This window comes from Streptosporangium nondiastaticum (assembly GCF_003011965.1).
GTDB classification, from domain to species: domain Bacteria; phylum Actinomycetota; class Actinomycetes; order Streptomycetales; family Streptomycetaceae; genus Streptomyces; species Streptomyces nondiastaticus.
Genome location: NZ_PXWG01000020.1, coordinates 55,244 through 77,108 on the forward strand (window position 1 = coordinate 55,244; position 21,865 = coordinate 77,108).

The window sequence follows — 21,865 nt, forward strand, 5'->3', positions numbered from 1 at the left end:
GAACGCATGACCGACGCCCCCACCCGCATCCAGGTCGCCGGCAGCGCGGGCACCGACCCGTACGAGGTCCTGGTCGGGCGCCAGCTGCTGGGCGAGCTGCCCGGCCTGATCGGCACCGCGGCCAAGCGGGTCGCCGTGCTCCACCCCGAGGCGCTCGCCGAGACCGGCGAGGTGCTCCGGCAGGACCTCGCCGCCCAGGGCTACGAGGCCATCGCGATCCAGCTGCCCAACGCGGAGGAGTCCAAGACCGTCGAGGTCGCGGCCTACTGCTGGAAGGCGCTCGGCCAGACCGGCTTCACCCGCACCGACGTCATCGTCGGCGTGGGCGGCGGCGCCACCACGGACCTCGCCGGCTTCGTCGCCGCCACCTGGCTGCGCGGCGTGCGCTGGATCGCCGTGCCCACCACGGTGCTGGCCATGGTCGACGCCGCCGTCGGCGGCAAGACCGGCATCAACACCGCCGAGGGCAAGAACCTCGTCGGCGCCTTCCACCCGCCCGCCGGCGTCCTGTGCGACCTGGCCGCGCTGGACTCGCTGCCGGTCCACGACTACGTCAGCGGCCTCGCCGAGGTCATCAAGGCGGGCTTCATCGCCGACCCGGCCATCCTCGACCTCATCGAGGCGGACCCGGAGGCCGCCCGCACCCCCGCCGGGCCGCACACCGCCGAGCTGATCGAGCGCGCGATCCGGGTCAAGGCCGAGGTGGTCTCCTCCGACCTCAAGGAGTCGGGCCTGCGCGAGATCCTCAACTACGGCCACACCCTCGCCCACGCCATCGAGAAGAACGAGCGCTACAACTGGCGGCACGGCGCGGCCGTCTCCGTCGGCATGGTCTTCGCCGCCGAGCTCGGCCGCATCGCCGGCCGCCTCGACGACGCGACCGCCGACCGGCACCGGGCGATCCTCACCGCCGTGGGCCTGCCCGTCACCTACCGCGGCGACCAGTGGCCCAAGCTGGTGGAGACCATGAAGGTCGACAAGAAGACCCGCGGCGACCGGCTGCGCTTCATCGTCCTGGACGGCCTGGCCAAGCCGACGGTCCTGGAGAGCCCCGACCCGGCGATGCTGCTCGCGGCGCACGCCGAGATCGCGGCGTGACCGCCATGACGGAACAGCCGCGGAAGGTCCTGGTCCTCAACGGCCCCAACCTGGGCCGGCTCGGCTCCCGCGAGCCGGACGTCTACGGCTCGACGTCCTACAAGGGCCTCGTTGCGGAGTGCACCCGGCTCGGCGCGGAGCTCGGCTTCGCCGTCGACGTGCGCGAGACCAACGACGAGGGCGAGATGGTCCGCTGGCTCCACGAGGCGGCCGACGGCGCCCTCCCGGTCGTCATCAACCCCGGTGCGTTCACGCACTACTCGTACGCCATGCGCGACGCGGCCGCCCAGCGCACCGCGCCGCTCGTCGAGGTGCACATCTCCAACCCGTACGCGCGCGAGGAGTTCCGCCACACCTCCGTGATCGCGGCGGTCGCCAGCGGCACCGTCGCGGGCTTCGGCATCGGCTCCTACCGGCTCGCGCTGCGCGCCCTGGCCGAGGAACTCGCGGGCTGACGTGCCCGTTGCCCCTGCGGGGGCGACGGGGCCGGGGCTCGGGTACTCTCCCGTCTGGCCGACGCCCGGTGGCGTGAACTGAGGGCCCCTCAGCTCGCGCCACCGGGCGCCCCCTGCCGCCCCGCGCCCTCACGAGACGGAGTGCCACCGCATGCAGTACCCCGTCGGACCGCCGCTGCCGCCGGCCCACCCCCCGATGCCGGGTGCGCCCCCGCCGCCGGCCGACCCGACCGGTCACCTCATGGTCCCGCAGGGCGCGCCCGCGCCGTCGCCCGCGCCCGGCATGCCGCCGGCCGACCCCGCCCACGCCGCCGTCGCCGTGATCCTCATCGGCCCGGCCGGCGCCGGGAAGACGACCGTGGCCCGGCACTGGGCGGACACCCGCCGCGTGCCCACCGCCCACATCAGCCTGGACGACGTCCGCGAGTGGGTGCGCTCGGGCTTCGCCGACCCCCGGTCCGGCTGGAACGACCACTCCGAAGCGCAGTACCGCCTCGCCCGCCGCACCTGCGGCTTCGCCGCCCGGAACTTCCTCGCCAACGGCATCTCCTGCATCCTCGACGACGCCGTCTTCCCCGACCGGCCCGCCGTCGGCCTCGGCGGCTGGAAGCGCCACGTGGGCCCCGGCCTGCTCCCCGTCGTCCTGCTGCCCGGGCTGGAGGTCGTCCTGGAGCGCAACGCCGAGCGCACGGGCAACCGCCGCCTCGGTGACGAGGAGGTCGCCCGGATCCACGGCCGGATGGCCGGGTGGTACGGCTCCGGCCTGCCGATCATCGACAACTCCCAGCAGGACGTCACCACCACCGCCCGCCTCCTCGACGAGGTCGTCGCCCGCTCGCTGGCCAGCCCGCCCAGCTGGTGACCGGCCCGGGCGCCCGGGCGCCGGTGCCCGGTCGGACGCGCTGGGACGGCCGCCCGCGGCACCCCGCCGTAGGCTCACAGACATGTCCGAGGTGTACGCGGCGCGCCGCGACCGGCTGCGCGAGCGCTGCCACGCGGCCGGGAGCGAGGCCGCCCTGGTCTCCGGGAACGCCAACGTCCGCTATCTGGCCGGCACGGCACCGGCCGGGGCGGCGCTGCTCGTCTGCCCCGGCCAGGACGTCCTGCTGTGCCCCTGCGACCCCTGCGGCGAAGCCGGCGGCCCGCGGGCCGCGGAGGACCTGCAGGTCCTCCTGCTGGCCGAGACGGACGGCGACCCGGCCGTCGCCGGGGCCGAGCGCGCCGCGGCCGCCGGAGCCGGCTCCCTCGCCGTCGAAGAGCACCACCTCACGGTCTCCCGCCACCGCGCCCTGCAGGCCGTGGCACCCCGGCTGCGCCTGACGGACCTCGGCCCCGCCGTGGAGCAGCAGCGGCTGGTCAAGGACGACGAGGAGATCTCCTCCCTGCGGATCGCCGCGGAGATCGCCGACCAGGCCCTGGGGGAGCTCCTGGAGTCGATCCTGGTCGGGCGCACCGAGCGGCACCTGGCCCTGGAGCTGGAGCGCCGGCTGGTCGACCACGGCGCGACGGGCCCGGCGTTCCCCACGTCGGTCGGCACGGGCCCGAACTCGGGGCTGGCCGGGCACCTGCCGAGCGACCGCCGGGTGGAGGAGGGCGACTTCCTCAGCGTGTGCGTGGGCGCCGACTACCGCGGCTACCGCAGCGAGATCGGCCGCACCTTCGTGATCGGCACCAGCCCGGCGGACTGGCAGATCGAGCTCTACGACCAGGTGTTCGCCGCCCAGCGGGCCGGCCGGGAGGCGCTCGCGCCGGGCACCCCGTACCGCGACGTGGACCGTGCCGCGCGCGTGGTGCTGGAGGCCGCGGGGCACGGCGAGCGGGTCGGACCGCGGATCGGACACGGCGTGGGGCTCGAAAACGACGAGGACCCTCGGCTGACACCTTCGGCAATGGGTAAACTGGACGCTTGCGTGCCGGTCACCGTAGATCCGGGGGTACACCTCCCGGGCCGCGGCGGAGTCCGGATCGATGACACGCTCGTCGTCCGCCCCGAGGCGGACGACGGACCCGAGCTACTCACCATCACGACCAAAGAGCTGCTCGCGCTCTAGCGGGGCGCACCGCACTTTCTGGTTCCACCAGTCCAGGAGATACCGCAACCGTGGCATCCACGAACGACCTCAAGAACGGCATGGTGCTCAAGCTCGAAGGCGGCCAGCTCTGGTCCGTCGTCGAGTTCCAGCACGTCAAGCCCGGCAAGGGCCCCGCCTTCGTCCGTACGAAGCTGAAGAACGTGCTCTCCGGCAAGGTCGTCGACAAGACCTTCAACGCCGGTGTGAAGGTCGAGACGGCCACCGTCGACCGCCGCGACATGCAGTTCTCCTACATGGACGGCGACTACTTCGTCTTCATGGACATGAAGGACTACGACCAGCTCATGATCGACCGGAAGGCCGTCGGCGACGCCGCGAACTTCCTGATCGAGGGCTTCGAGGCCACCGTCGCCACGCACGAGGGCGAGGTGCTCTACGTCGAGCTGCCGGCCGCCGTCGAGCTGGTCATCGAGCACACCGACCCGGGCGTCCAGGGCGACCGCTCCACCGGTGGCACCAAGCCGGCGAAGCTGGAGACGGGCTACGAGATCCAGGTCCCGCTCTTCGTCACCACCGGCGAGAAGATCAAGGTCGACACGCGCACCGGCGATTACCTCGGCCGGGTGAACAGCTAACCGTGGCTGCCCGCAGCAAGGCCCGTAAGCGCGCCTTCCAGATCCTCTTCGAGGCCGACCAGCGCGGCATCACCGTGCAGAACGTGCTCGCGGACTGGATCCGGCACTCCCGGTCCGACGACCGCCAGCCGCCGGTGAACGAGTACACCATGCAGCTGGTCGAGGGGTACGCCGAGCACGTGGCCCGGATCGACGAGCTGATCTCCACCTACGCGGTCGACTGGGACCTGGACCGGATGCCGGTCGTGGACCGGAACATCGTGCGGCTCGGTGCCTACGAGCTGATCTGGGAGGACGGCACTCCGGACGCGGTGGCGATCGACGAGGCGGTCCAGCTCGCCAAGGAGTTCTCCACGGACGACTCACCGGCCTTCGTCAACGGTCTGCTCGGCCGCTTCAAGGAGCTCAAGCCGGGTCTCCGGCGCGACGAGAAGTAAGCCGCAGAAAACCAAACCGCCCGGGGGGCGGGAAACCGCAAGGTTTCCCGCCCCCCGGGCGGTTGTAGTGAAGGAAGCCGACCAGCCGTCAGGCGTCCTCGTGCTGGACCGCGCGGCGCGCATCCGCATCGAGCACGCCCCAGCTGATCAGCTGTTCGGTGAGCACCGAGGGCGACTGGTCGTAGATGACGGCAAGGGTCCGCAGGTCGTCCTGGCGGATCGAGAGGACCTTGCCGTTGTAGTCGCCGCGCTGGCTCTGGATGGTGGCCGCGTAACGCTGGAGCGGGCCGGCCTTCTCGGCCGGCACGTGGGCCAGGCGCTCAAGGTCCAGAACCAGCTTCGGCGGCGGCTCGGCGGCGCCGCCCGGCGTGGTGCCGGGCAGCAGCTCCTGCACGGGAACCCCGTAGAAGTCGGCCAGCTCGGCCAGGCGCTGCACGGTCACGGCACGGTCGCCGCGCTCGTACGAACCCACTACGACGGCCTTCCAGCGGCCCTGGGACTTCTCCTCCACGCCGTGAAGGGAGAGGCCCTGCTGGGTGCGGATGGCGCGGAGCTTGGCCCCGAGCTGTTTGGCGTATTCGCTGGACATAAAGCTCCCCGGACGCTGTATCGACGTGCGACGGCGCGTCTTCTGAAGACTGCCGCGTGTCTGGTAACTCACTGTGAGGTTACGCAGCGTAATCTGACTTCGTCAAGCCGAATGGTCCATACCGTCCTCCAGCAGGGGGGACGGTGAGCGTCACACCCCGGGCCTGGTACGGTGAGGGAGTAATTCCGACGTCCTTTAATGTCCGTCCCGTGAGGCGGAGAAGGAGGTCCGTTTCGTATGGACGCATTTCCCAGTGCGCGTCCCGTGCTCGAAGCACCGGACATCGCCCGGGTTCTCACCCGCATCGCCCACGAGATCGTCGAGCGCGCCAAGGGCGCCGACGACGTCGTGCTCCTCGGCATCCCCACCCGTGGCGTCTTCCTCGCCCGCCGGCTGGCCGCCAAGCTCGAGGAGATCACCGGAGGCAGGACCCCGGTCGGCTCCCTCGACATCACCATGTACCGCGACGACCTGCGGCTCCGCCCGGCCCGTGCGCTCGCCCGCACGGAGATCCCCGGCGAGGGCATCGACGGCAGGCTCGTCATCCTCGTCGACGACGTGCTCTTCTCCGGCCGCACCATCCGCGCCGCGCTCGACGCGATGAACGACCTCGGCCGCCCGCGCGCCGTCCAGCTCGCGGTCCTCGTCGACCGCGGCCACCGCGAACTTCCCATCCGCGCCGACTACGTCGGCAAGAACCTCCCGACGTCGCTGCGGGAGACGGTCAAGGTCCACCTCACCGAGGAGGACGGCCGCGACAGCGTGCTCCTCGGCGCGGGCACGACCGCCCCGGCCGACGGGCAGTAGCACCCTCCTCCCCGCGGACCCGGCGCGCCCGGGACCGTGCCGCCGCATGCCCGGCCCCCGCCTTCGCACACCTCCTCACCCACGGAGAACCGGATGAAGCGCCACCTCATCTCGGCCGCCGACCTCACCCGCGACGACGCCGTCCTGATCCTCGACACCGCCGAGGAGATGGCCAGGGTCGCCGACCGGCCGATCAAGAAACTGCCCACCCTGCGCGGCCGCACCGTCGTCAACCTCTTCTTCGAGGACTCGACCCGCACCCGCATCTCCTTCGAAGCCGCGGCGAAGCGCCTCTCCGCCGACGTCATCAACTTCTCGGCCAAGGGCTCCTCGGTCTCCAAGGGCGAGTCGCTGAAGGACACCGCCCTGACCCTGGAGGCCATGGGCGCGGACGCCGTCGTCATCCGCCACCACGCCTCCGGCGCCCCCTACCGGCTGGCGAACTCCGGCTGGATCGACGGAGCCGTCGTCAACGCCGGCGACGGCACCCACGAGCACCCCACCCAGGCCCTGCTGGACGCCTTCACCATGCGCCGCCGCCTGGTCGGCCGGGACGCCGGGATCGGCCAGGACCTCTCCGGGCGCCGCATCACGATCGTCGGCGACGTGCTGCACAGCCGCGTGGCCCGCTCCAACGTCCACCTGCTGACCACGCTCGGCGCCGAGGTCACCCTCGTCGCCCCGCCCACGCTGGTGCCCGTCGGCGTCGAGAACTGGCCCTGCGAGGTCTCCTACGACCTCGACGCCGTGCTGCCGAAGTCCGACGCCGTGATGATGCTGCGCGTGCAGCGCGAGCGCATGAACGCCGCGTTCTTCCCGACCGAGCGCGAGTACTCGCGCCGCTACGGCCTGGACGGCGACCGCATGGCGAAGATGCCCGAGCACGCCGTCGTGATGCACCCCGGCCCGATGAACCGCGGCATGGAGATCACCGCCGAGGTCGCCGACTCCGACCGCTGCACGGCCGTCGAGCAGGTCGCCAACGGCGTCAGCACCCGGATGGCTGTCCTCTACCTGCTGCTCGGCGGCTCCGAGCCCGCCGTCACCACCGCCCGCACCGAGGAGAACAACTAATGTCCAAGATCCTGATCCGCGGTGCGAAGGTCCTCGGCGGCGAGCCGCAGGACGTCCTGATCGACGGCGAGACCATCGCCGAGGTCGGCACCGGTCTCAGCGCCGAGGACGCCCAGGTCATCGAGGCCGACGGCAAGATCCTGCTGCCCGGCCTGGTCGACCTCCACACCCACCTGCGCGAGCCCGGCCGCGAGGACTCCGAGACCGTCCTGACCGGCACCCGCGCCGCCGCGAGCGGCGGCTACACGGCCGTCTTCGCCATGGCCAACACCTTCCCCGTCGCGGACACCGCCGGCGTCGTCGAGCAGGTCTGGCGCCTGGGCAAGGAGTCCGGCTACTGCGACGTGCAGCCGATCGGCGCCGTCACCGTCGGCCTGGAGGGCAAGCAGCTCTCCGAGCTGGGCGCCATGCACGACTCCGCCGCCGGCGTCACCGTCTTCTCCGACGACGGCAAGTGCGTCGACGACGCCGTGATCATGCGCCGCGCGCTGGAGTACGTGAAGGCCTTCGGCGGCGTCGTCGCGCAGCACGCCCAGGAGCCCCGGCTCACCGAGGGCGCCCAGATGAACGAGGGCATCGTCTCCGCCGAGCTGGGCCTGGGCGGCTGGCCGGCCGTCGCCGAGGAATCGATCATCGCGCGCGACGTCCTGCTCGCCGAGCACGTCGGCTCCCGGGTGCACATCTGCCACCTCTCCACGGCCGGCTCCGTCGAGATCGTCCGCTGGGCCAAGTCTCGCGGCATCGACGTCACCGCCGAGGTCACCCCGCACCACCTGCTCCTCACCGACGAGCTGGTGCGCTCGTACAACCCGGTCTACAAGGTCAACCCGCCGCTGCGCACCGAGCGCGACGTGCTGGCCCTGCGCGAGGCCCTGGCCGACGGCACGATCGACATCGTCGCCACCGACCACGCTCCGCACCCGCACGAGGACAAGGACTGCGAGTGGGCCGCGGCCGCCATGGGCATGGTGGGCCTGGAGACCGCGCTGTCCGTCGTCCAGCAGACGATGGTCGAGACCGGGCTGCTGGACTGGGCCGGCGTCGCCGAGCGCATGTCCTTCAAGCCCGCCCGCATCGGCAGCCTCGACGGCCACGGCCGTCCCATCGCCGCCGGTGAGCCCGCCAACCTCACCCTGGTCGATTCCGCTTACCGTGGTGTCGTGGACCCCGCGGGCTTCGCCTCCCGCAGCCGCAACACCCCCTACGAGGGCCGCGAGCTGCCGGGTCGCGTCACCCACACCTTCCTGCGGGGCCGGGCAACGGTCGTGGACGGGAATCTGGCGTGACATCTGCACCATCTGCACTGATCATCCTGGCGGGCGAGCAGAAGTCTGCCGCCGTCACCGACTGGGCCGCCCGCGCCGGCTGGGTCGTGGGGCTGCTGCTCTTCGTCGCGCTGCTCTACTGGCTGATGCGCGAGGGCTGGAAGTGGCGCGGCACGCTCCAGGGCGACCTGCCCGAGCTGCCCGCCGCCCCCGCCGAGCAGGGTGAACCCACGCTCACGATGACCGGGCGCTACCACGGCTCCACCACCGCCGGGCAGTGGCTCGACCGCATCGTCGCGCGCGGCCTCGGCACCCGCAGCCGCGCCGAGCTCACCCTGACGGAGCAGGGCGTCACCGTCGTGCGCCCGGGCGCCCAGGACTTCTTCATCCCCGCGGACCGGGTGCGCGGCGCCCGGCTCGACAAGGGCATCGCCGGCAAGGTCCTCACCGAGGGCGGCCTGCTGGTGATCACCTGGGTGCACGGGGACCGCGAGATCGATTCCGGTTTCCGCTCCGACCAGGCGGCCGAGCACGCCGCCTGGGTCGAGGCCCTCACCCACCCGCACCACCTGAACAGCGACACGGAAGGCGCACGATGACGACCTCCACCAGGGGGACTGCCAAGATCCCCGCCGTACTCGTCCTGGAGGACGGCCGGATCTTCCGCGGCCGGGCCTACGGGGCCGTGGGGGAGACCTTCGGCGAGGCCGTGTTCTCCACCGGCATGACCGGCTACCAGGAGACCCTGACCGACCCCTCGTACCACCGCCAGGTCGTCGTGATGACCGCCCCGCACGTGGGCAACACCGGCGTCAACGACGAGGACCCCGAGTCGGCGCGCATCTGGGTCGCCGGCTACGTGGTGCGCGACCCCGCCCGCGTCCCGTCCAACTGGCGCTCGCGCCGGTCCCTGGACGAGGAGCTCGCCAAGCAGGGCGTCGTCGGCATCTGCGGCATCGACACCCGCGCCCTCACCCGCCACCTGCGCGAGCGCGGCGCCATGCGCGTCGGCATCTTCTCCGGGCACTCCCTGCCGGACGAGGGCACCATGCTCGCCGAGGTCCGCCAGGCCCCCGAGATGACGGGCGCCGACCTCTCCGCCGAGGTCGCCACCAAGGAGACCTACGTGGTCCCCGCGATCGGTGAGAAGAAGTTCACCGTCGCCGCGATCGACCTGGGCATCAAGGGCATGACCCCGCACCGGATGGCCGAGCGCGGCATCGAGGTGCACGTGCTGCCCGCCACGGCCACCGCCGAGGACGTCTACGCCGTGAACCCCGACGGCGTGTTCTTCTCCAACGGCCCGGGCGACCCGAGCACCGCCGACCACCCGGTCGCCGTCATGCGCGAGGTCCTCTCCCGCAAGACGCCGCTCTTCGGCATCTGCTTCGGCAACCAGATCCTCGGCCGCGCGCTCGGCTTCGGCACCTACAAGCTGAAGTACGGCCACCGCGGCATCAACCAGCCCGTGCAGGACCGCACGACCGGCAAGGTCGAGGTCACCGCGCACAACCACGGCTTCGCCGTCGACGCCCCGCTCGACCGGGCGACCGACACGCCGTACGGCCGGGTCGAGGTCTCCCACGTGTGTCTGAACGACAACGTGGTGGAAGGCCTCCAGTTGCTCGACCAGCCGGCATTCAGCGTCCAGTACCACCCCGAGGCAGCAGCAGGCCCGCACGACGCCGCGTACCTGTTCGACCGCTTCGTCTCCCTGATGGAGGGCCAGCGTGCCTAAGCGCACCGACATCCAGTCCGTTCTGGTCATCGGCTCCGGCCCGATCGTCATCGGCCAGGCCGCGGAGTTCGACTACTCCGGCACCCAGGCCTGCCGTGTCCTGAAGTCCGAGGGCCTGCGGGTCATCCTCGTGAACTCCAACCCGGCCACGATCATGACCGACCCGGAGATCGCCGACGCCACGTACGTCGAGCCGATCACCCCCGAGTTCGTCGAGAAGATCATCGCCAAGGAGCGCCCCGACGCCCTCCTGCCCACCCTCGGCGGCCAGACCGCGCTCAACACCGCCATCTCCATGCACGAGAACGGCGTGCTGGAGAAGTACGGCGTGGAGCTCATCGGCGCCAACGTCGAGGCGATCCACAAGGGCGAGGACCGCGACCTGTTCAAGGGCGTCGTCGAGGCCGTCCGCGCCAGGACCGGCCACGGCGAGTCCGCCCGCTCGGTCATCTGCCACACCATGGACGAGGTCCTCGCGGGCGTCGAGACGCTCGGCGGCTACCCCGTCGTCGTCCGCCCCTCCTTCACCATGGGCGGCGCCGGCTCCGGCTTCGCCCACGACGAGGAGGAGCTGCGCCGCATCGCCGGCCAGGGCCTCACGCTCTCCCCGACCACCGAGGTGCTCCTGGAGGAGTCCATCCTCGGCTGGAAGGAGTACGAGCTGGAGCTGATGCGCGACAAGAACGACAACGTCGTGGTCGTCTGCTCCATCGAGAACTTCGACCCCATGGGCGTCCACACGGGTGACTCGATCACCGTCGCCCCGGCGATGACGCTCACCGACCGCGAGTACCAGATCCTGCGGGACGTCGGCATCGCGATCATCCGCGAGGTCGGCGTCGACACCGGTGGCTGCAACATCCAGTTCGCGGTCAACCCCGACGACGGCCGGGTCATCGTCATCGAGATGAACCCGCGCGTCTCGCGCTCCTCCGCGCTCGCCTCCAAGGCCACCGGCTTCCCGATCGCCAAGATCGCCGCCCGCCTGGCCGTCGGCTACACGCTGGACGAGATCCCCAACGACATCACCGAGAAGACCCCGGCGTCCTTCGAGCCCACGCTCGACTACGTCGTGGTCAAGGCGCCCCGCTTCGCGTTCGAGAAGTTCCCGGCCGCCGACGCCACCCTCACCACCACCATGAAGTCGGTGGGCGAGGCCATGGCCATCGGCCGCAACTTCACCGAGGCGCTGCAGAAGGCCCTGCGCTCGCTGGAGAAGAAGGGCTCGCAGTTCGACTTCGTCTCGGAGCCGGGCGACAAGGCGGAGCTGCTGGCGAAGGCGGTCCGCCCGACCGACGGCCGGATCAACACCGTCATGGCCGCCATCCGCGCCGGGGCCACCCCGGAGGAGGTCTTCGAGGCCACCCGCATCGACCCGTGGTTCGTCGACCAGCTCTTCCTGCTCAAGGAGGTCGCCGACGAGATCGCCGCGGCCGTCCGGCTGGAGCCCGGGCTGCTGGCCGAGGCCAAGCGGCACGGCTTCTCCGACGCCCAGATCGGCGCGATCCGCGGCCTGCCCGAGGCCGTCGTCCGCGAGGTCCGGCACGCCCTCGGCGTCCGCCCGGTCTACAAGACGGTCGACACCTGCGCCGCCGAGTTCGCTGCGAAGACCCCGTACTTCTACTCGTCCTACGACGAGGAGACCGAGGTCGCGCGCCGCGAGAAGCCCGCGGTGATCATCCTGGGCTCGGGCCCGAACCGCATCGGCCAGGGCATCGAGTTCGACTACTCCTGCGTCCACGCCTCCTTCGCCCTCAGCGACGCCGGCTACGAGACCGTGATGGTCAACTGCAACCCCGAGACCGTCTCCACCGACTACGACACCTCCGACCGGCTCTACTTCGAGCCGCTCACCCTGGAGGACGTCCTGGAGATCGTCCACGCCGAGCAGGAGGCCGGCCCCGTCGCGGGCGTCGTCGTCCAGCTCGGCGGCCAGACCCCGCTCGGCCTCGCCCAGGCGCTCAAGGACAACGGCGTGCCGATCGTCGGCACCTCGCCCGAGGCCATCGACCTCGCCGAGGAGCGCGGCGCCTTCGGCCGCGTGCTCACCGAGGCCGGCCTGCCCGCGCCCAAGTACGGCACCGCCTTCTCCTTCGAGGAGGCCAAGGGCATCGCCGCCGAGATCGGCTACCCGGTCATGGTCCGCCCGTCCTACGTGCTCGGCGGCCGCGGCATGGAGATCGTCTACGACGAGCCCTCCCTCGGCGAGTACCTGGAGCGCCACGCCGGCCTGATCTCCGAGCACCCGGTCCTCATCGACCGCTTCCTCGACGACGCCATCGAGATCGACGTCGACGCGCTCTACGACGGCCACGAGCTCTACCTCGGCGGCGTCATGGAGCACATCGAGGAGGCCGGCATCCACTCCGGCGACTCCGCCTGCGCCCTGCCCCCGATCACCCTCGGCGGCTTCGACATCAAGCGGCTGCGCGCCTCCACCGAGGCCATCGCCAAGGGCGTCGGCGTCCGCGGCCTGATCAACATCCAGTTCGCCATGGCCGGGGACATCCTCTACGTTCTGGAGGCCAACCCGCGCGCCTCCCGCACGGTCCCCTTCACCTCGAAGGCGACCGCCGTGCCGCTCGCCAAGGCCGCCGCCCGCATCTCGCTGGGCGCGACCATCGCCGAGCTGCGCGCCGAGGGCATGCTGCCCCGCGAGGGCGACGGCGGCACGCTCCCCATGGACGCGCCGATCTCCGTCAAGGAGGCCGTGATGCCGTGGTCGCGCTTCCGCGACATCCACGGCCGCGGCGTGGACACCGTCCTCGGCCCGGAGATGCGCTCCACCGGCGAGGTCATGGGCATCGACAGCGTCTTCGGCACGGCCTACGCCAAGTCGCAGGCCGGCGCCTACGGCGCGCTGCCGACCAAGGGCCGCGCGTTCGTCTCGGTCGCCAACCGCGACAAGCGCTCGATGATCTTCCCGGCCCGTGAGCTGGTCGCCCACGGCTTCGAGCTGCTGGCCACCTCCGGCACCGCCGAGGTCCTCAAGCGCAACGGCATCAACGCCACCGTCGTGCGCAAGCAGAGCGAGGGCGAGGGCCCGAACGGCGAGAAGACCATCGTCCAGCTCATCCACGACGGCGAGGTCGACCTCATCGTCAACACCCCGTACGGCACCGGCGGCCGTCTCGACGGCTACGAGATCCGTACGGCCGCGGTCGCCCGCGCGGTGCCGTGCCTGACCACGGTCCAGGCCCTCGCGGCCGCCGTGCAGGGCATCGAGGCGTTCAGCCGCGGCGACGTGGGCGTGCGCTCCCTGCAGGAGCACGCGGAGCACCTGACCGCCGCCCGCGCCTGACCCCTCCCGCCCGTCCGCCCCCGGTGAGAGCCGGGGGCGGACGGGCGGACCCATGGAACCTCCCCCTCGCCCGCGGAAGGCCCGGCCCCCCATGTACTCCCTCTTCTTCCGACTGATCTTCCAGCGGATGGACCCCGAGAAGGCCCACCACCTCGCCTTCGCCTGGATCCGCGCCGCCGCCCGCGTGCCGGTCCTGCGCACCTTCGTCGCGGCCGTCCTCGCCCCCCGCCACAAGGAGCTGCGCACCGAGGCGCTCGGCCTGCGCATGCACGGCCCCTTCGGGCTCGCCGCCGGCTTCGACAAGAACGCCGCCGCCATCGACGGCATGAGCATGCTCGGCTTCGACCACGTCGAGGTCGGCACCGTCACCGCGCAGCCGCAGCCCGGCAACCCCAAGAAGCGCCTCTTCCGCCTCGTCGCGGACCGCGCGCTGATCAACCGCATGGGCTTCAACAACGACGGCTCGGAGGCCGTGGCGGAGCGCCTGGCGGCCCGCAAGGCGGTCTTCCGCACGACGGTGGGCGTCAACATCGGCAAGACCAAGGTCGTGCCGGAGGCCGAGGCCGTCGCCGACTACGTGACCTCCACCGAGCGCCTCGCCGCCCACGCCGACTACCTCGTCGTCAACGTCTCCTCGCCCAACACGCCCGGGCTGCGCAACCTCCAGGCCACCGAGTCCCTGCGCCCGCTGCTCGCCGCCGTCCGCGAGGCCGCCGACCGCACGGTCCCTTCGCGCCGCGTGCCGCTGCTGGTGAAGATCGCCCCCGACCTCGCCGACGAGGACGTGGACGCCGTCGCCGACCTCGCCGTCGAGCTCGGCCTGGACGGCATCATCGCCACCAACACGACGATCGCCCGCGAGGGGCTCGGCCTGCGCACCCCGAAGCGCACCGTCGAGGCCATCGGCGCCGGCGGCCTGTCCGGCGCCCCGCTCAAGGCCCGCTCGCTGGAGGTCCTGAGCCGCCTGTACGCCCGCGTGGGCGACCGGATCACCCTCGTCGGTGTCGGCGGCATCGAGACCGCCGACGACGCCTGGGAGCGCATCCTGGCGGGCGCCACGCTGGTCCAGGGCTACAGCGCCTTCATCTACGAGGGCCCGTTCTGGTGCCGGAAGATCCACAAGGGCCTGGCCGAGAAGCTCGCGGCCAGCCCGTACAAGACCCTCGCCGAGGCTGTCGGCGCCGAGACCCGGAAGAAGGCCGCCGCATGACCCTCGAACCCTTCGGCGCCCGGCTGCGCCGCGCCATGGACACGCGCGGCCCCCTCTGCGTCGGCATCGACCCGCACGCCTCCCTCCTCGCCGACTGGGGCCTCCCCGACACGATCGACGGCCTGGAGCGCTTCACCCGCACCGTCGTGGAGGCGCTCGCCGACCGCGTGGCCGTCCTCAAGCCCCAGTCCGCCTTCTTCGAGCGCTTCGGCTCGCGCGGCATCGCCGTCCTGGAGCAGGCCGTCGCCGACTCCCGGGAGGCCGGCGCGCTGGTCCTGATGGACGCCAAGCGCGGCGACATCGGCTCGACCATGGCCGCCTACGCCGCCACCTACCTCGACCCCTCCTCGCCGCTCTTCTCCGACGCCGTGACCGTCAGCCCGTACCTCGGCTACGGCTCGCTGCGCCCGGCCCTGGAGCTGGCGCGCGAGAGCGGCACCGGCATGTTCGTGCTCGCGCTCACCTCGAACCCGGAGGGCGCCGAGGTGCAGCACGCCGTGCGCGCCGACGGGGCGAGCGTCGCCGCGACCATGCTGAACCACCTGCGGGCCGAGAACGCGGACGCCGCGCCCATGGGCTCGTTCGGCGCGGTCGTCGGCGCCACCCTGGGCGGCAGCCTCGGCGCGGCGCGCGCGGATCTGGACATCAACGGCCCGCTGCTCGCGCCGGGCATCGGCGCTCAGGGCGCGACCGCCGCCGACCTGCCGAAGGTCTTCGGCGCGGCCGTGCGCGACGTGGTCCCGAACGTCAGCCGGGGCGTGCTCCGGCACGGGCCGGACGTCACCGCGCTGCGCACGAGCGCCGAGCGCTTCGCCGCCGAGGTGCGGGAGGCCGTGAGCGCCGCGGATCCGGCGGCCGGGTAACCGCCGGAGGCCCGCCGGGCGGCCGGCGGTGCCGGCGTCCGCCGCGGAAGCGTCAAAATTGTTGGTCTATATGTCCGGAAAAGTCCTGGTCGAGCGAGTCTGACCAGGACTTTTCGCTTGTTCTCGCTGACTGGAGCGGAATCGGCCGCTAGTCTCCGACGAGAGCGAACGTGCAAGCGCGTTGCTCGTTGCTCCCCAGGTGTGGGCCGACTAGGTTCCTCACCGGTCCGTTATCCGACAGTTCGATATCCGAGGTGACGTAGGCGTGGCTCTTCCGCCCCTTACCCCTGAACAGCGCGCTGCCGCGCTCGAAAAGGCCGCCGCGGCTCGCCGGGAGCGCGCCGAGGTCAAGAATCGGCTCAAGCACTCCGGAGCCTCGCTGCACGATGTCATCGCGCAGGGCCAGACGAACGAAGTGATCGGCAAGATGAAGGTCAGCGCACTCCTGGAGAGCCTGCCGGGCGTGGGCAAGGTCCGTGCCAAGCAGATCATGGAGCGGCTCGGGATCTCCGAGAGCCGTCGTGTGCGCGGGCTCGGCTCGAACCAGATCGCATCCTTGGAGCGTGAGTTCGGCGGCAAGGCCGCCTGACGTTCCCAGGCACTCCCGCGAACCGGGATAATCGCTGCATGAGTACTGCAGTCTCCCGGGGGACGTCCCCCGTACCCCCGGCCAGACAACCGCGGCTGACCGTGCTCTCCGGCCCCTCCGGGGTCGGCAAGAGCACGGTCGTCGCCCATATGCGCAAGGCGCACCCCGAGGTGTGGCTCTCGGTCTCGGCCACCACCCGCAAGCCGCGCCCCGGCGAGCAGGACGGTGTCCAGTACTTCTTCGTGGACGACGAGGAATTCGACAAGCTCATCGCCAACGGTGAGCTGCTCGAATGGGCCGAGTTCGCCGGCAACCGCTACGGCACGCCGCGCCAGGCGGTCCTCGACCGCCTGGAGGCCGGCGAGCCGGTGCTGCTGGAGATCGACCTGCAGGGCGCCCGGCAGGTCCGCGAGACCATGCCGGAGGCTCAGCTGGTCTTCCTCGCGCCCCCGAGCTGGGACGAGCTGGTCCGCCGGCTCACCGGCCGGGGCACCGAGTCGCCCGAGGTGATCGAGCGCCGCCTCGCCGCGGCCAAGGTCGAGCTCGCCGCGGAGTCGGAGTTCGACGTCACGCTGGTCAACACCTCCGTCGAGGACGTTGCGCGTGAACTGCTAGCCTTGCTCCGTTGACCATCTTTCTTCACCCCCCTTCGGAAGGCAGAGAGTGTCCTCTTCCATCACCGCGCCCGAGGGCATCATCAACCCGCCGATTGATGAGCTGCTCGAGGCCACCGACTCGAAGTACAGCCTGGTGATCTACGCCGCCAAGCGCGCCCGTCAGATCAACGCGTACTACTCGCAGCTCGGCGAGGGCCTGCTGGAGTACGTCGGCCCGCTGGTGGACACCCACGTCCACGAGAAGCCGCTCTCCATCGCGCTCCGCGAGATCAACGCGGGTCTGCTGACCTCCGAGGCCATCGAGGCCCCGGCGCAGTAAAGCGGGGCGGCGTCCTCGCCGCCTTCGTCGTTTTCGTCACCACGGGTCCGGTAGCGCCGCTGCCGGGCCCTTGGTGTGTCATGGGACCTGTACGCAACCGATGGATGGGGAGAGCGCGAGCGATGGACAAGCCCAAGGTCGTCCTGGGGGTCAGCGGCGGGATCGCCGCCTACAAGGCGTGCGAGCTGCTGCGCCGGCTCACCGAGTCCGGCCATGACGTCCGCGTGGTGCCGACGGCCTCCGCCCTGCACTTCGTCGGCGAGGCGACCTGGTCGGCGCTGTCCGGGCACCCCGCCGGCACCGAGGTCTGGGAGAGCGTCCACGAGGTGCCGCACGTGCGCATCGGCCAGGAGGCCCGGCTCGTCGTGGTCGCGCCCGCCACGGCCGACATGCTGGCCAAGGCCGCCCACGGCCTCGCCGACGACCTGCTGACCAATACGTTGCTCACCGCTCGCTGCCCGGTCGTCTTCGCGCCCGCCATGCACACCGAGATGTGGGAGAACCCCGCCACCCAGGAGAACGTGGCCACGCTGCGCCGCCGCGGGGCGATCGTCATCGAGCCCGCCGTCGGCCGCCTCACCGGCGTCGATACCGGCAAGGGCCGGCTCCCCGACCCCGAGGAGATCTTCGAGGTCTGCCGCCGGGTGCTGGCCCGCGGCACCGCGGGCCCGGTCGCCGACCTCGCCGGCCGCCACGTGGTCATCAGCGCCGGCGGCACCCGCGAGCCGCTCGACCCCGTCCGCTTCCTCGGCAACCGCTCCTCCGGCAAGCAGGGGTACGCCCTGGCCCGTACCGCGGTCGCGCGCGGCGCCCGGGTCACGCTCGTCGCCGCCAACAGCGAGCTGGCCGACCCGGCCGGTGCCGACGTCATACCGGTGGGCACGGCCGTGCAGCTGCGGGAGGCCGTTCTGAAGGCCGCCGAGGACGCGGACGCCGTCGTGATGGCCGCCGCGGTGGCCGATTTTCGTCCTTCGCATTATGCCGAGGGCAAAATCAAGAAGCGGGACGGCGAGGAGCCGGCGCCCGTCGAGCTCGTCCGGAACCCCGACGTCCTCGCCGAGCTCTCGGCGAGCCGGCCGCGCCCCGGGCAGATCGTCGTGGGCTTCGCCGCCGAGACCGACGACGTCCTCGCCAACGGTCGCGCCAAGCTCGCCCGCAAGGGCTGTGACCTGCTGGTTGTCAATGAGGTGGGGGAGCGGAAGACCTTCGGATCGGAGGCGAACGAGGCCGTCGTCCTGGCCCCCGACGGCTCCGAGACCCCGGTTCCCTACGGCCCCAAGGACGACCTCGCGGACACCGTCTGGGACCTCGTCGTACGGCGGTTTTCCTGACCCCTCCGCGCGCCGGAGCGCGCGGGTGCCGCAGGTCACAGAGGCCGGTGATACGAGACAGGATGTCCCAACCACGAGAACGCCGGATAAACTGACCGAGGACCCAGCGCCGAGCGCAGCTCTCGGCCGGGTCCGTCAATGATCAGCCAGCAGCCGCTGCAACCCCAGGGAGCGATGTGTCCCGCCGCCTGTTCACCTCGGAGTCCGTGACCGAGGGTCACCCCGACAAGATCGCTGACCAGATCAGCGACACCGTCCTCGACGCCCTGCTGCGCGAGGACCCCACGTCTCGTGTCGCCGTTGAGACCCTCATCACCACGGGCCTCGTCCACGTCGCCGGTGAGGTGACGACCAAGGCCTACGCGCCGATCGCCACGCTCGTGCGCAACAAGATCCTCGAGATCGGTTACGACTCGTCCAAGAAGGGCTTCGACGGCGCCTCCTGCGGCGTCTCGGTCTCCATCGGCGCCCAGTCGCCGGACATCGCCCAGGGTGTCGACGCCGCCTACGAGGCCCGCGTCGAGGGCGATGAGGACGAGCTCGACAAGCAGGGCGCGGGCGACCAGGGCCTGATGTTCGGCTTCGCCTGCGACGAGACGCCGAACCTCATGCCGCTGCCGATCGAGCTGGCGCACCGTCTCTCGCGCCGCCTGTCGGAAGTCCGCAAGAACGGCACCATCCCCTACCTGCGCCCCGACGGCAAGACGCAGGTCACCATCGAGTACGACGGCAACAAGGCCGTCCGCCTCGACACCGTCGTCGTCTCGTCGCAGCACGCCTCCGACATCGACCTCGACTCCCTGCTCGCGCCCGACATCCGCGAGTTCGTCGTCGAGCACGTCCTCAAGGAGCTCGTCGAGGACGGCATCAAGCTCGACACCGACGGCTACCGCCTCCTGGTGAACCCGACCGGCCGCTTCGAGATCGGCGGCCCGATGGGCGACGCCGGCCTCACCGGCCGCAAGATCATCATCGACACGTACGGCGGCATGGCCCGCCACGGCGGCGGCGCCTTCTCCGGCAAGGACCCGTCCAAGGTCGACCGCTCCGCCGCCTACGCGATGCGCTGGGTCGCGAAGAACGTCGTCGCGGCCGGTCTGGCCTCGCGCTGCGAGGTCCAGGTCGCCTACGCGATCGGCAAGGCCGAGCCGGTGGGTCTGTTCGTCGAGACCTTCGGCACGAACACCATCGACACCGACAAGATCGAGAACGCCATCGCCGAGGTCTTCGACCTCCGCCCGGCCGCGATCATCCGCGACCTCGACCTGCTCCGCCCGATCTACGCGCAGACCGCCGCGTACGGCCACTTCGGCCGCGAGCTGCCCGACTTCACGTGGGAGCGCACGGACCGCGTGGAGGCCCTGAAGAAGGCCGCGGGTCTGTAAGCACCTCTCCGGGGCGCCAGCCCCGGGCACCGCTGTCCTCGCGCCGGGCGGACTGGAGATCCAGTCCGCCCGGCGTTGTCAGTGGGGTCTGGTAGGACTGTGGCTGTGAGCAGCGAGAACGGGCGGTCCCAGGGGAAGCCTCCGGAGCACGGGGAGCAGCTCGCGCTCATACGGGAGAGCGTGCGCGAGGCCAAGGCGAAGGCGCCCAAAGCCAAGCCGCGCACGTGGCGGGGGGCGCCGCTGGCCAAGACGCTGCCCGTCGCGCGCGTGCTCGTCGACAAGGGCCCCGTCCACCTGGACCGGCTGTGGGACTACGCCGTGCCCGAGGAGCTCGACGCCGACGCCCGGCCGGGCGTGCGGGTGCGGGTGCGGTTCGGCGCCGGGACGCGCAATGTGCGCGGGGGGCGCCGGGAAGGCGGCGGGCTGCTCGACGGGTACATCGTCGACCGGGTGGCCGAGTCCGACTACCAGGGGCCGCTCGCCGCGATCGCCCAGGTGCTCTCGCCCGAGCCGGTGCTCAGCCCCGCCCTCTACGAGCTCTGCCGGGCCGTCGCCGACCGGTACGCCGGTTCGCTCGCCGACGTGCTCCAGCTGGCCGTACCGCCCCGGCACGCCCGCATCGAGGCCGAGCCGTCGCCCGCGCCGCTGCCCCCGCCGGGGGTGCCGGAGCCCGGGAGCTGGGCGCGGTATCCCACCGGGCCCGCCTTCCTCGACGCCGTGGCCCGGGGGGACGTCCCGCGGGCCGTGTGGACGGCGCTGCCCGGCCCGCACTGGCCGCACGAGCTCGCGCGGGCTGCCGCGGCGGCGCTGTCGTCCGGGCGCGGTGCGCTCGTCGTCGTGCCGGACGGGCGGGACGCGGCGCGCGTCGACGCCGCCCTCGGGGAGCTCCTGGGGGAGGGCCGGCACGTGCTGCTGACGGCCGAGCTCGGGCCCGAGGAGCGGTACCGCCGCTGGCTCGCGGTCAGCCGGGGCTCGGTGCGGGCCGTGGTCGGCACGCGGGCGGCGATGTTCGCGCCCGTGCGGGACCTCGGGCTCGTCGCCGTCTGGGACGACGGGGACGGCAGCCACAGCGCGCAGAACGCACCGCACCCGCACTCCCGCGAGGTGCTCGTGCAGCGCGCGGTGCACGAGAAGGCCGCGTTTCTGCTCGGCGGCTTCGGCTGCACGGTCGAGGCCGCCCAGCTGGTGAACACGGGATGGGCCCTGCCGCTCGCCGCCGCCCGCGAGACCGTGCGGGCCGTCGCCCCCGCCGTGCGGACCGTCGGCGACTCCGACGAGGCGCGCGACGCGGCGGCGCGCGCCGCCCGCCTGCCCAGCCACGCCTGGCAGGCCGCCCGCGAGGGGCTCAAGCACGGGCCGGTGCTGGTCCAGGTGCCCCGCCGCGGCTATGTGCCCCGCCTCGGCTGCGAACGCTGCCGCGAGCCCGCCCGGTGCGGGCACTGCGCCGGGCCGCTGGAGGCCGGCGGAGCCGACGGCGCGCTGCGGTGCGGCTGGTGCGGGCAGGAAGCGCCCCCGGGCTGGCACTGCACGGAGTGCGGCGGCTCCCGGCTGCGGGCCCGGGTCGTGGGCGCCGGACGCACCGCCGAGGAGCTCGGCCGGGCCTTCCCGTCCGTGCCCGTACGGACCTCCGGGCGCGACCACATCCTCGACACGGTGCCCGACCGGCCCGCGATCGTCGTCTCCACGCCCGGCGCGGAGCCCGTCGCCGAAGGCGGCTACGCCGCGGCCCTGCTGCTCGACGGCTGGGCGCTGCTCGGCCTCCCCGACCTGCGGGCGGGGGAGGAGGCGCTGCGGCGCTGGCTGTCCGCGGCGGCGCTCGTCCGCGGGCAGGCGGACGGCGGGGTCGTCGTCGTGGTCGCGGAGCCCACGCTGCGGCCCGTACAGGCGCTCGTGCGCTGGGATCCCGCCGGGCACGCGATGCGGGAGCTCGCCGACCGGGCGGAGCTCGGCTTCCCGCCGGTGTCCCGGATGGCGTCGGTCTCCGGGCCGCCGCAGGACGTCGCCGACCTGCTCGCCGCGGCGGAGCTCCCGGAGGACGCGGAGGTGCTCGGCCCGGTGCCCCTGCCGGTCACGGCCCCGGGCCGCCCGCGGCGCCCCGGCGACCCGCCGCCGGGGGAGC

At 72.3% G+C, this 21,865-nt stretch carries 21 protein-coding genes; 20 read left to right on the forward strand and 1 reads right to left on the reverse strand.

Features of this window, described 5'->3' with window-relative positions; all coding sequences use genetic code 11:
• Positions 1–6: 6 nt before the first annotated feature.
• The 6 genes from aroB to nusB all read left to right on the forward strand — a co-directional run bounded on the left by aroB (position 7) and on the right by nusB (position 4,658).
• Positions 7–1,098, forward strand: a complete 1,092-nt coding sequence (aroB, locus tag B7P34_RS11540) for a 3-dehydroquinate synthase (RefSeq protein ID WP_106675755.1) — start codon at positions 7–9, stop codon at positions 1,096–1,098.
• A 5-nt stretch (positions 1,099–1,103) separates the two neighbouring features.
• Positions 1,104–1,553 carry a type II 3-dehydroquinate dehydratase gene (aroQ, locus tag B7P34_RS11545; protein WP_106675772.1) on the forward strand — a complete coding sequence of 150 codons (450 nt, stop codon included), beginning with the start codon at positions 1,104–1,106 and terminating at the stop codon, positions 1,551–1,553.
• A gap of 151 nt (positions 1,554–1,704) precedes the next feature.
• Positions 1,705–2,415, forward strand: coding sequence for an AAA family ATPase (locus B7P34_RS11550; RefSeq protein ID WP_106675756.1), 711 nt, complete (start codon positions 1,705–1,707; stop codon positions 2,413–2,415).
• Between the two features lie 82 nt (positions 2,416–2,497).
• Positions 2,498–3,604 (forward strand): aminopeptidase P family protein, encoded by a 1,107-nt coding sequence (locus tag B7P34_RS11555; protein ID WP_106675757.1) that lies wholly within the window; start codon positions 2,498–2,500, stop codon positions 3,602–3,604.
• A gap of 50 nt (positions 3,605–3,654) precedes the next feature.
• Positions 3,655–4,221: an elongation factor P gene (gene efp, locus B7P34_RS11560; protein ID WP_106675758.1), complete on the forward strand. Its 567-nt coding sequence runs from the start codon at positions 3,655–3,657 to the stop codon at positions 4,219–4,221.
• Positions 4,222–4,223: 2 nt separating this feature from the next.
• The gene (nusB, locus tag B7P34_RS11565) at positions 4,224–4,658 is read left to right on the forward strand and encodes a transcription antitermination factor NusB (RefSeq protein WP_106675759.1); all 435 of its coding nucleotides are present in this window, start codon (positions 4,224–4,226) and stop codon (positions 4,656–4,658) included.
• Between the two features lie 88 nt (positions 4,659–4,746).
• On the opposite strand, the gene bldD is transcribed toward nusB, so the two are convergent.
• On the reverse strand, positions 4,747–5,247 hold the full coding sequence (gene bldD / locus B7P34_RS11570; RefSeq protein WP_004948690.1) for a transcriptional regulator BldD: 501 nt from the start codon (positions 5,245–5,247) through the stop codon (positions 4,747–4,749).
• Positions 5,248–5,484: 237 nt separating this feature from the next.
• Between bldD and pyrR the strand changes: the two genes are divergently transcribed.
• The 14 genes from pyrR to B7P34_RS11640 all read left to right on the forward strand — a co-directional run.
• Complete coding sequence (gene pyrR, locus B7P34_RS11575; protein ID WP_106675760.1) at positions 5,485–6,054, forward strand: bifunctional pyr operon transcriptional regulator/uracil phosphoribosyltransferase PyrR; 570 nt, start codon at positions 5,485–5,487, stop codon at positions 6,052–6,054.
• A 93-nt stretch (positions 6,055–6,147) separates the two neighbouring features.
• Positions 6,148–7,128 (forward strand): aspartate carbamoyltransferase catalytic subunit, encoded by a 981-nt coding sequence (locus tag B7P34_RS11580; protein WP_106675761.1) that lies wholly within the window; start codon positions 6,148–6,150, stop codon positions 7,126–7,128.
• The gene (locus B7P34_RS11585; protein ID WP_106675762.1) at positions 7,128–8,414 is read left to right on the forward strand and encodes a dihydroorotase; all 1,287 of its coding nucleotides are present in this window, start codon (positions 7,128–7,130) and stop codon (positions 8,412–8,414) included. Before B7P34_RS11580 ends, B7P34_RS11585 begins: the two co-directional genes overlap by 1 nt.
• On the forward strand, positions 8,411–8,992 hold the full coding sequence (locus B7P34_RS11590; protein WP_223267744.1) for a hypothetical protein: 582 nt from the start codon (positions 8,411–8,413) through the stop codon (positions 8,990–8,992). The genes B7P34_RS11585 and B7P34_RS11590 overlap by 4 nt, the downstream gene beginning before the upstream one ends.
• On the forward strand, positions 8,989–10,131 hold the full coding sequence (carA, locus tag B7P34_RS11595) for a glutamine-hydrolyzing carbamoyl-phosphate synthase small subunit (protein WP_106675763.1): 1,143 nt from the start codon (positions 8,989–8,991) through the stop codon (positions 10,129–10,131). The genes B7P34_RS11590 and carA overlap by 4 nt, the downstream gene beginning before the upstream one ends.
• Positions 10,124–13,432, forward strand: coding sequence for a carbamoyl-phosphate synthase large subunit (carB, locus tag B7P34_RS11600; RefSeq protein WP_106675764.1), 3,309 nt, complete (start codon positions 10,124–10,126; stop codon positions 13,430–13,432). Before carA ends, carB begins: the two co-directional genes overlap by 8 nt.
• A 91-nt stretch (positions 13,433–13,523) precedes the next feature.
• On the forward strand, positions 13,524–14,642 hold the full coding sequence (locus B7P34_RS11605; protein ID WP_106675765.1) for a quinone-dependent dihydroorotate dehydrogenase: 1,119 nt from the start codon (positions 13,524–13,526) through the stop codon (positions 14,640–14,642).
• Entirely contained in the window at positions 14,639–15,505 is an 867-nt protein-coding gene (pyrF, locus tag B7P34_RS11610) for an orotidine-5'-phosphate decarboxylase (RefSeq protein WP_106675766.1), read from the forward strand. The genes B7P34_RS11605 and pyrF overlap by 4 nt, the downstream gene beginning before the upstream one ends.
• Before the next feature lie 265 nt (positions 15,506–15,770).
• Positions 15,771–16,094: an integration host factor gene (locus B7P34_RS11615; RefSeq protein ID WP_030365336.1), complete on the forward strand. Its 324-nt coding sequence runs from the start codon at positions 15,771–15,773 to the stop codon at positions 16,092–16,094.
• A gap of 38 nt (positions 16,095–16,132) precedes the next feature.
• Positions 16,133–16,723: a guanylate kinase gene (gene gmk / locus B7P34_RS11620; protein WP_078660007.1), complete on the forward strand. Its 591-nt coding sequence runs from the start codon at positions 16,133–16,135 to the stop codon at positions 16,721–16,723.
• Between the two features lie 34 nt (positions 16,724–16,757).
• Positions 16,758–17,030, forward strand: a complete 273-nt coding sequence (gene rpoZ / locus B7P34_RS11625; protein WP_004948662.1) for a DNA-directed RNA polymerase subunit omega — start codon at positions 16,758–16,760, stop codon at positions 17,028–17,030.
• A gap of 122 nt (positions 17,031–17,152) precedes the next feature.
• A complete protein-coding gene (coaBC, locus tag B7P34_RS11630) occupies positions 17,153–18,361 on the forward strand; it encodes a bifunctional phosphopantothenoylcysteine decarboxylase/phosphopantothenate--cysteine ligase CoaBC (RefSeq protein WP_106675767.1) in 1,209 nt (402 codons plus the stop codon).
• A gap of 176 nt (positions 18,362–18,537) precedes the next feature.
• Complete coding sequence (metK, locus tag B7P34_RS11635; protein WP_106675768.1) at positions 18,538–19,746, forward strand: methionine adenosyltransferase; 1,209 nt, start codon at positions 18,538–18,540, stop codon at positions 19,744–19,746.
• A gap of 105 nt (positions 19,747–19,851) precedes the next feature.
• A partial coding sequence (locus tag B7P34_RS11640; RefSeq protein WP_106675769.1) for a primosomal protein N' occupies positions 19,852–21,865 on the forward strand: 2,014 nt, incomplete at its 3' end.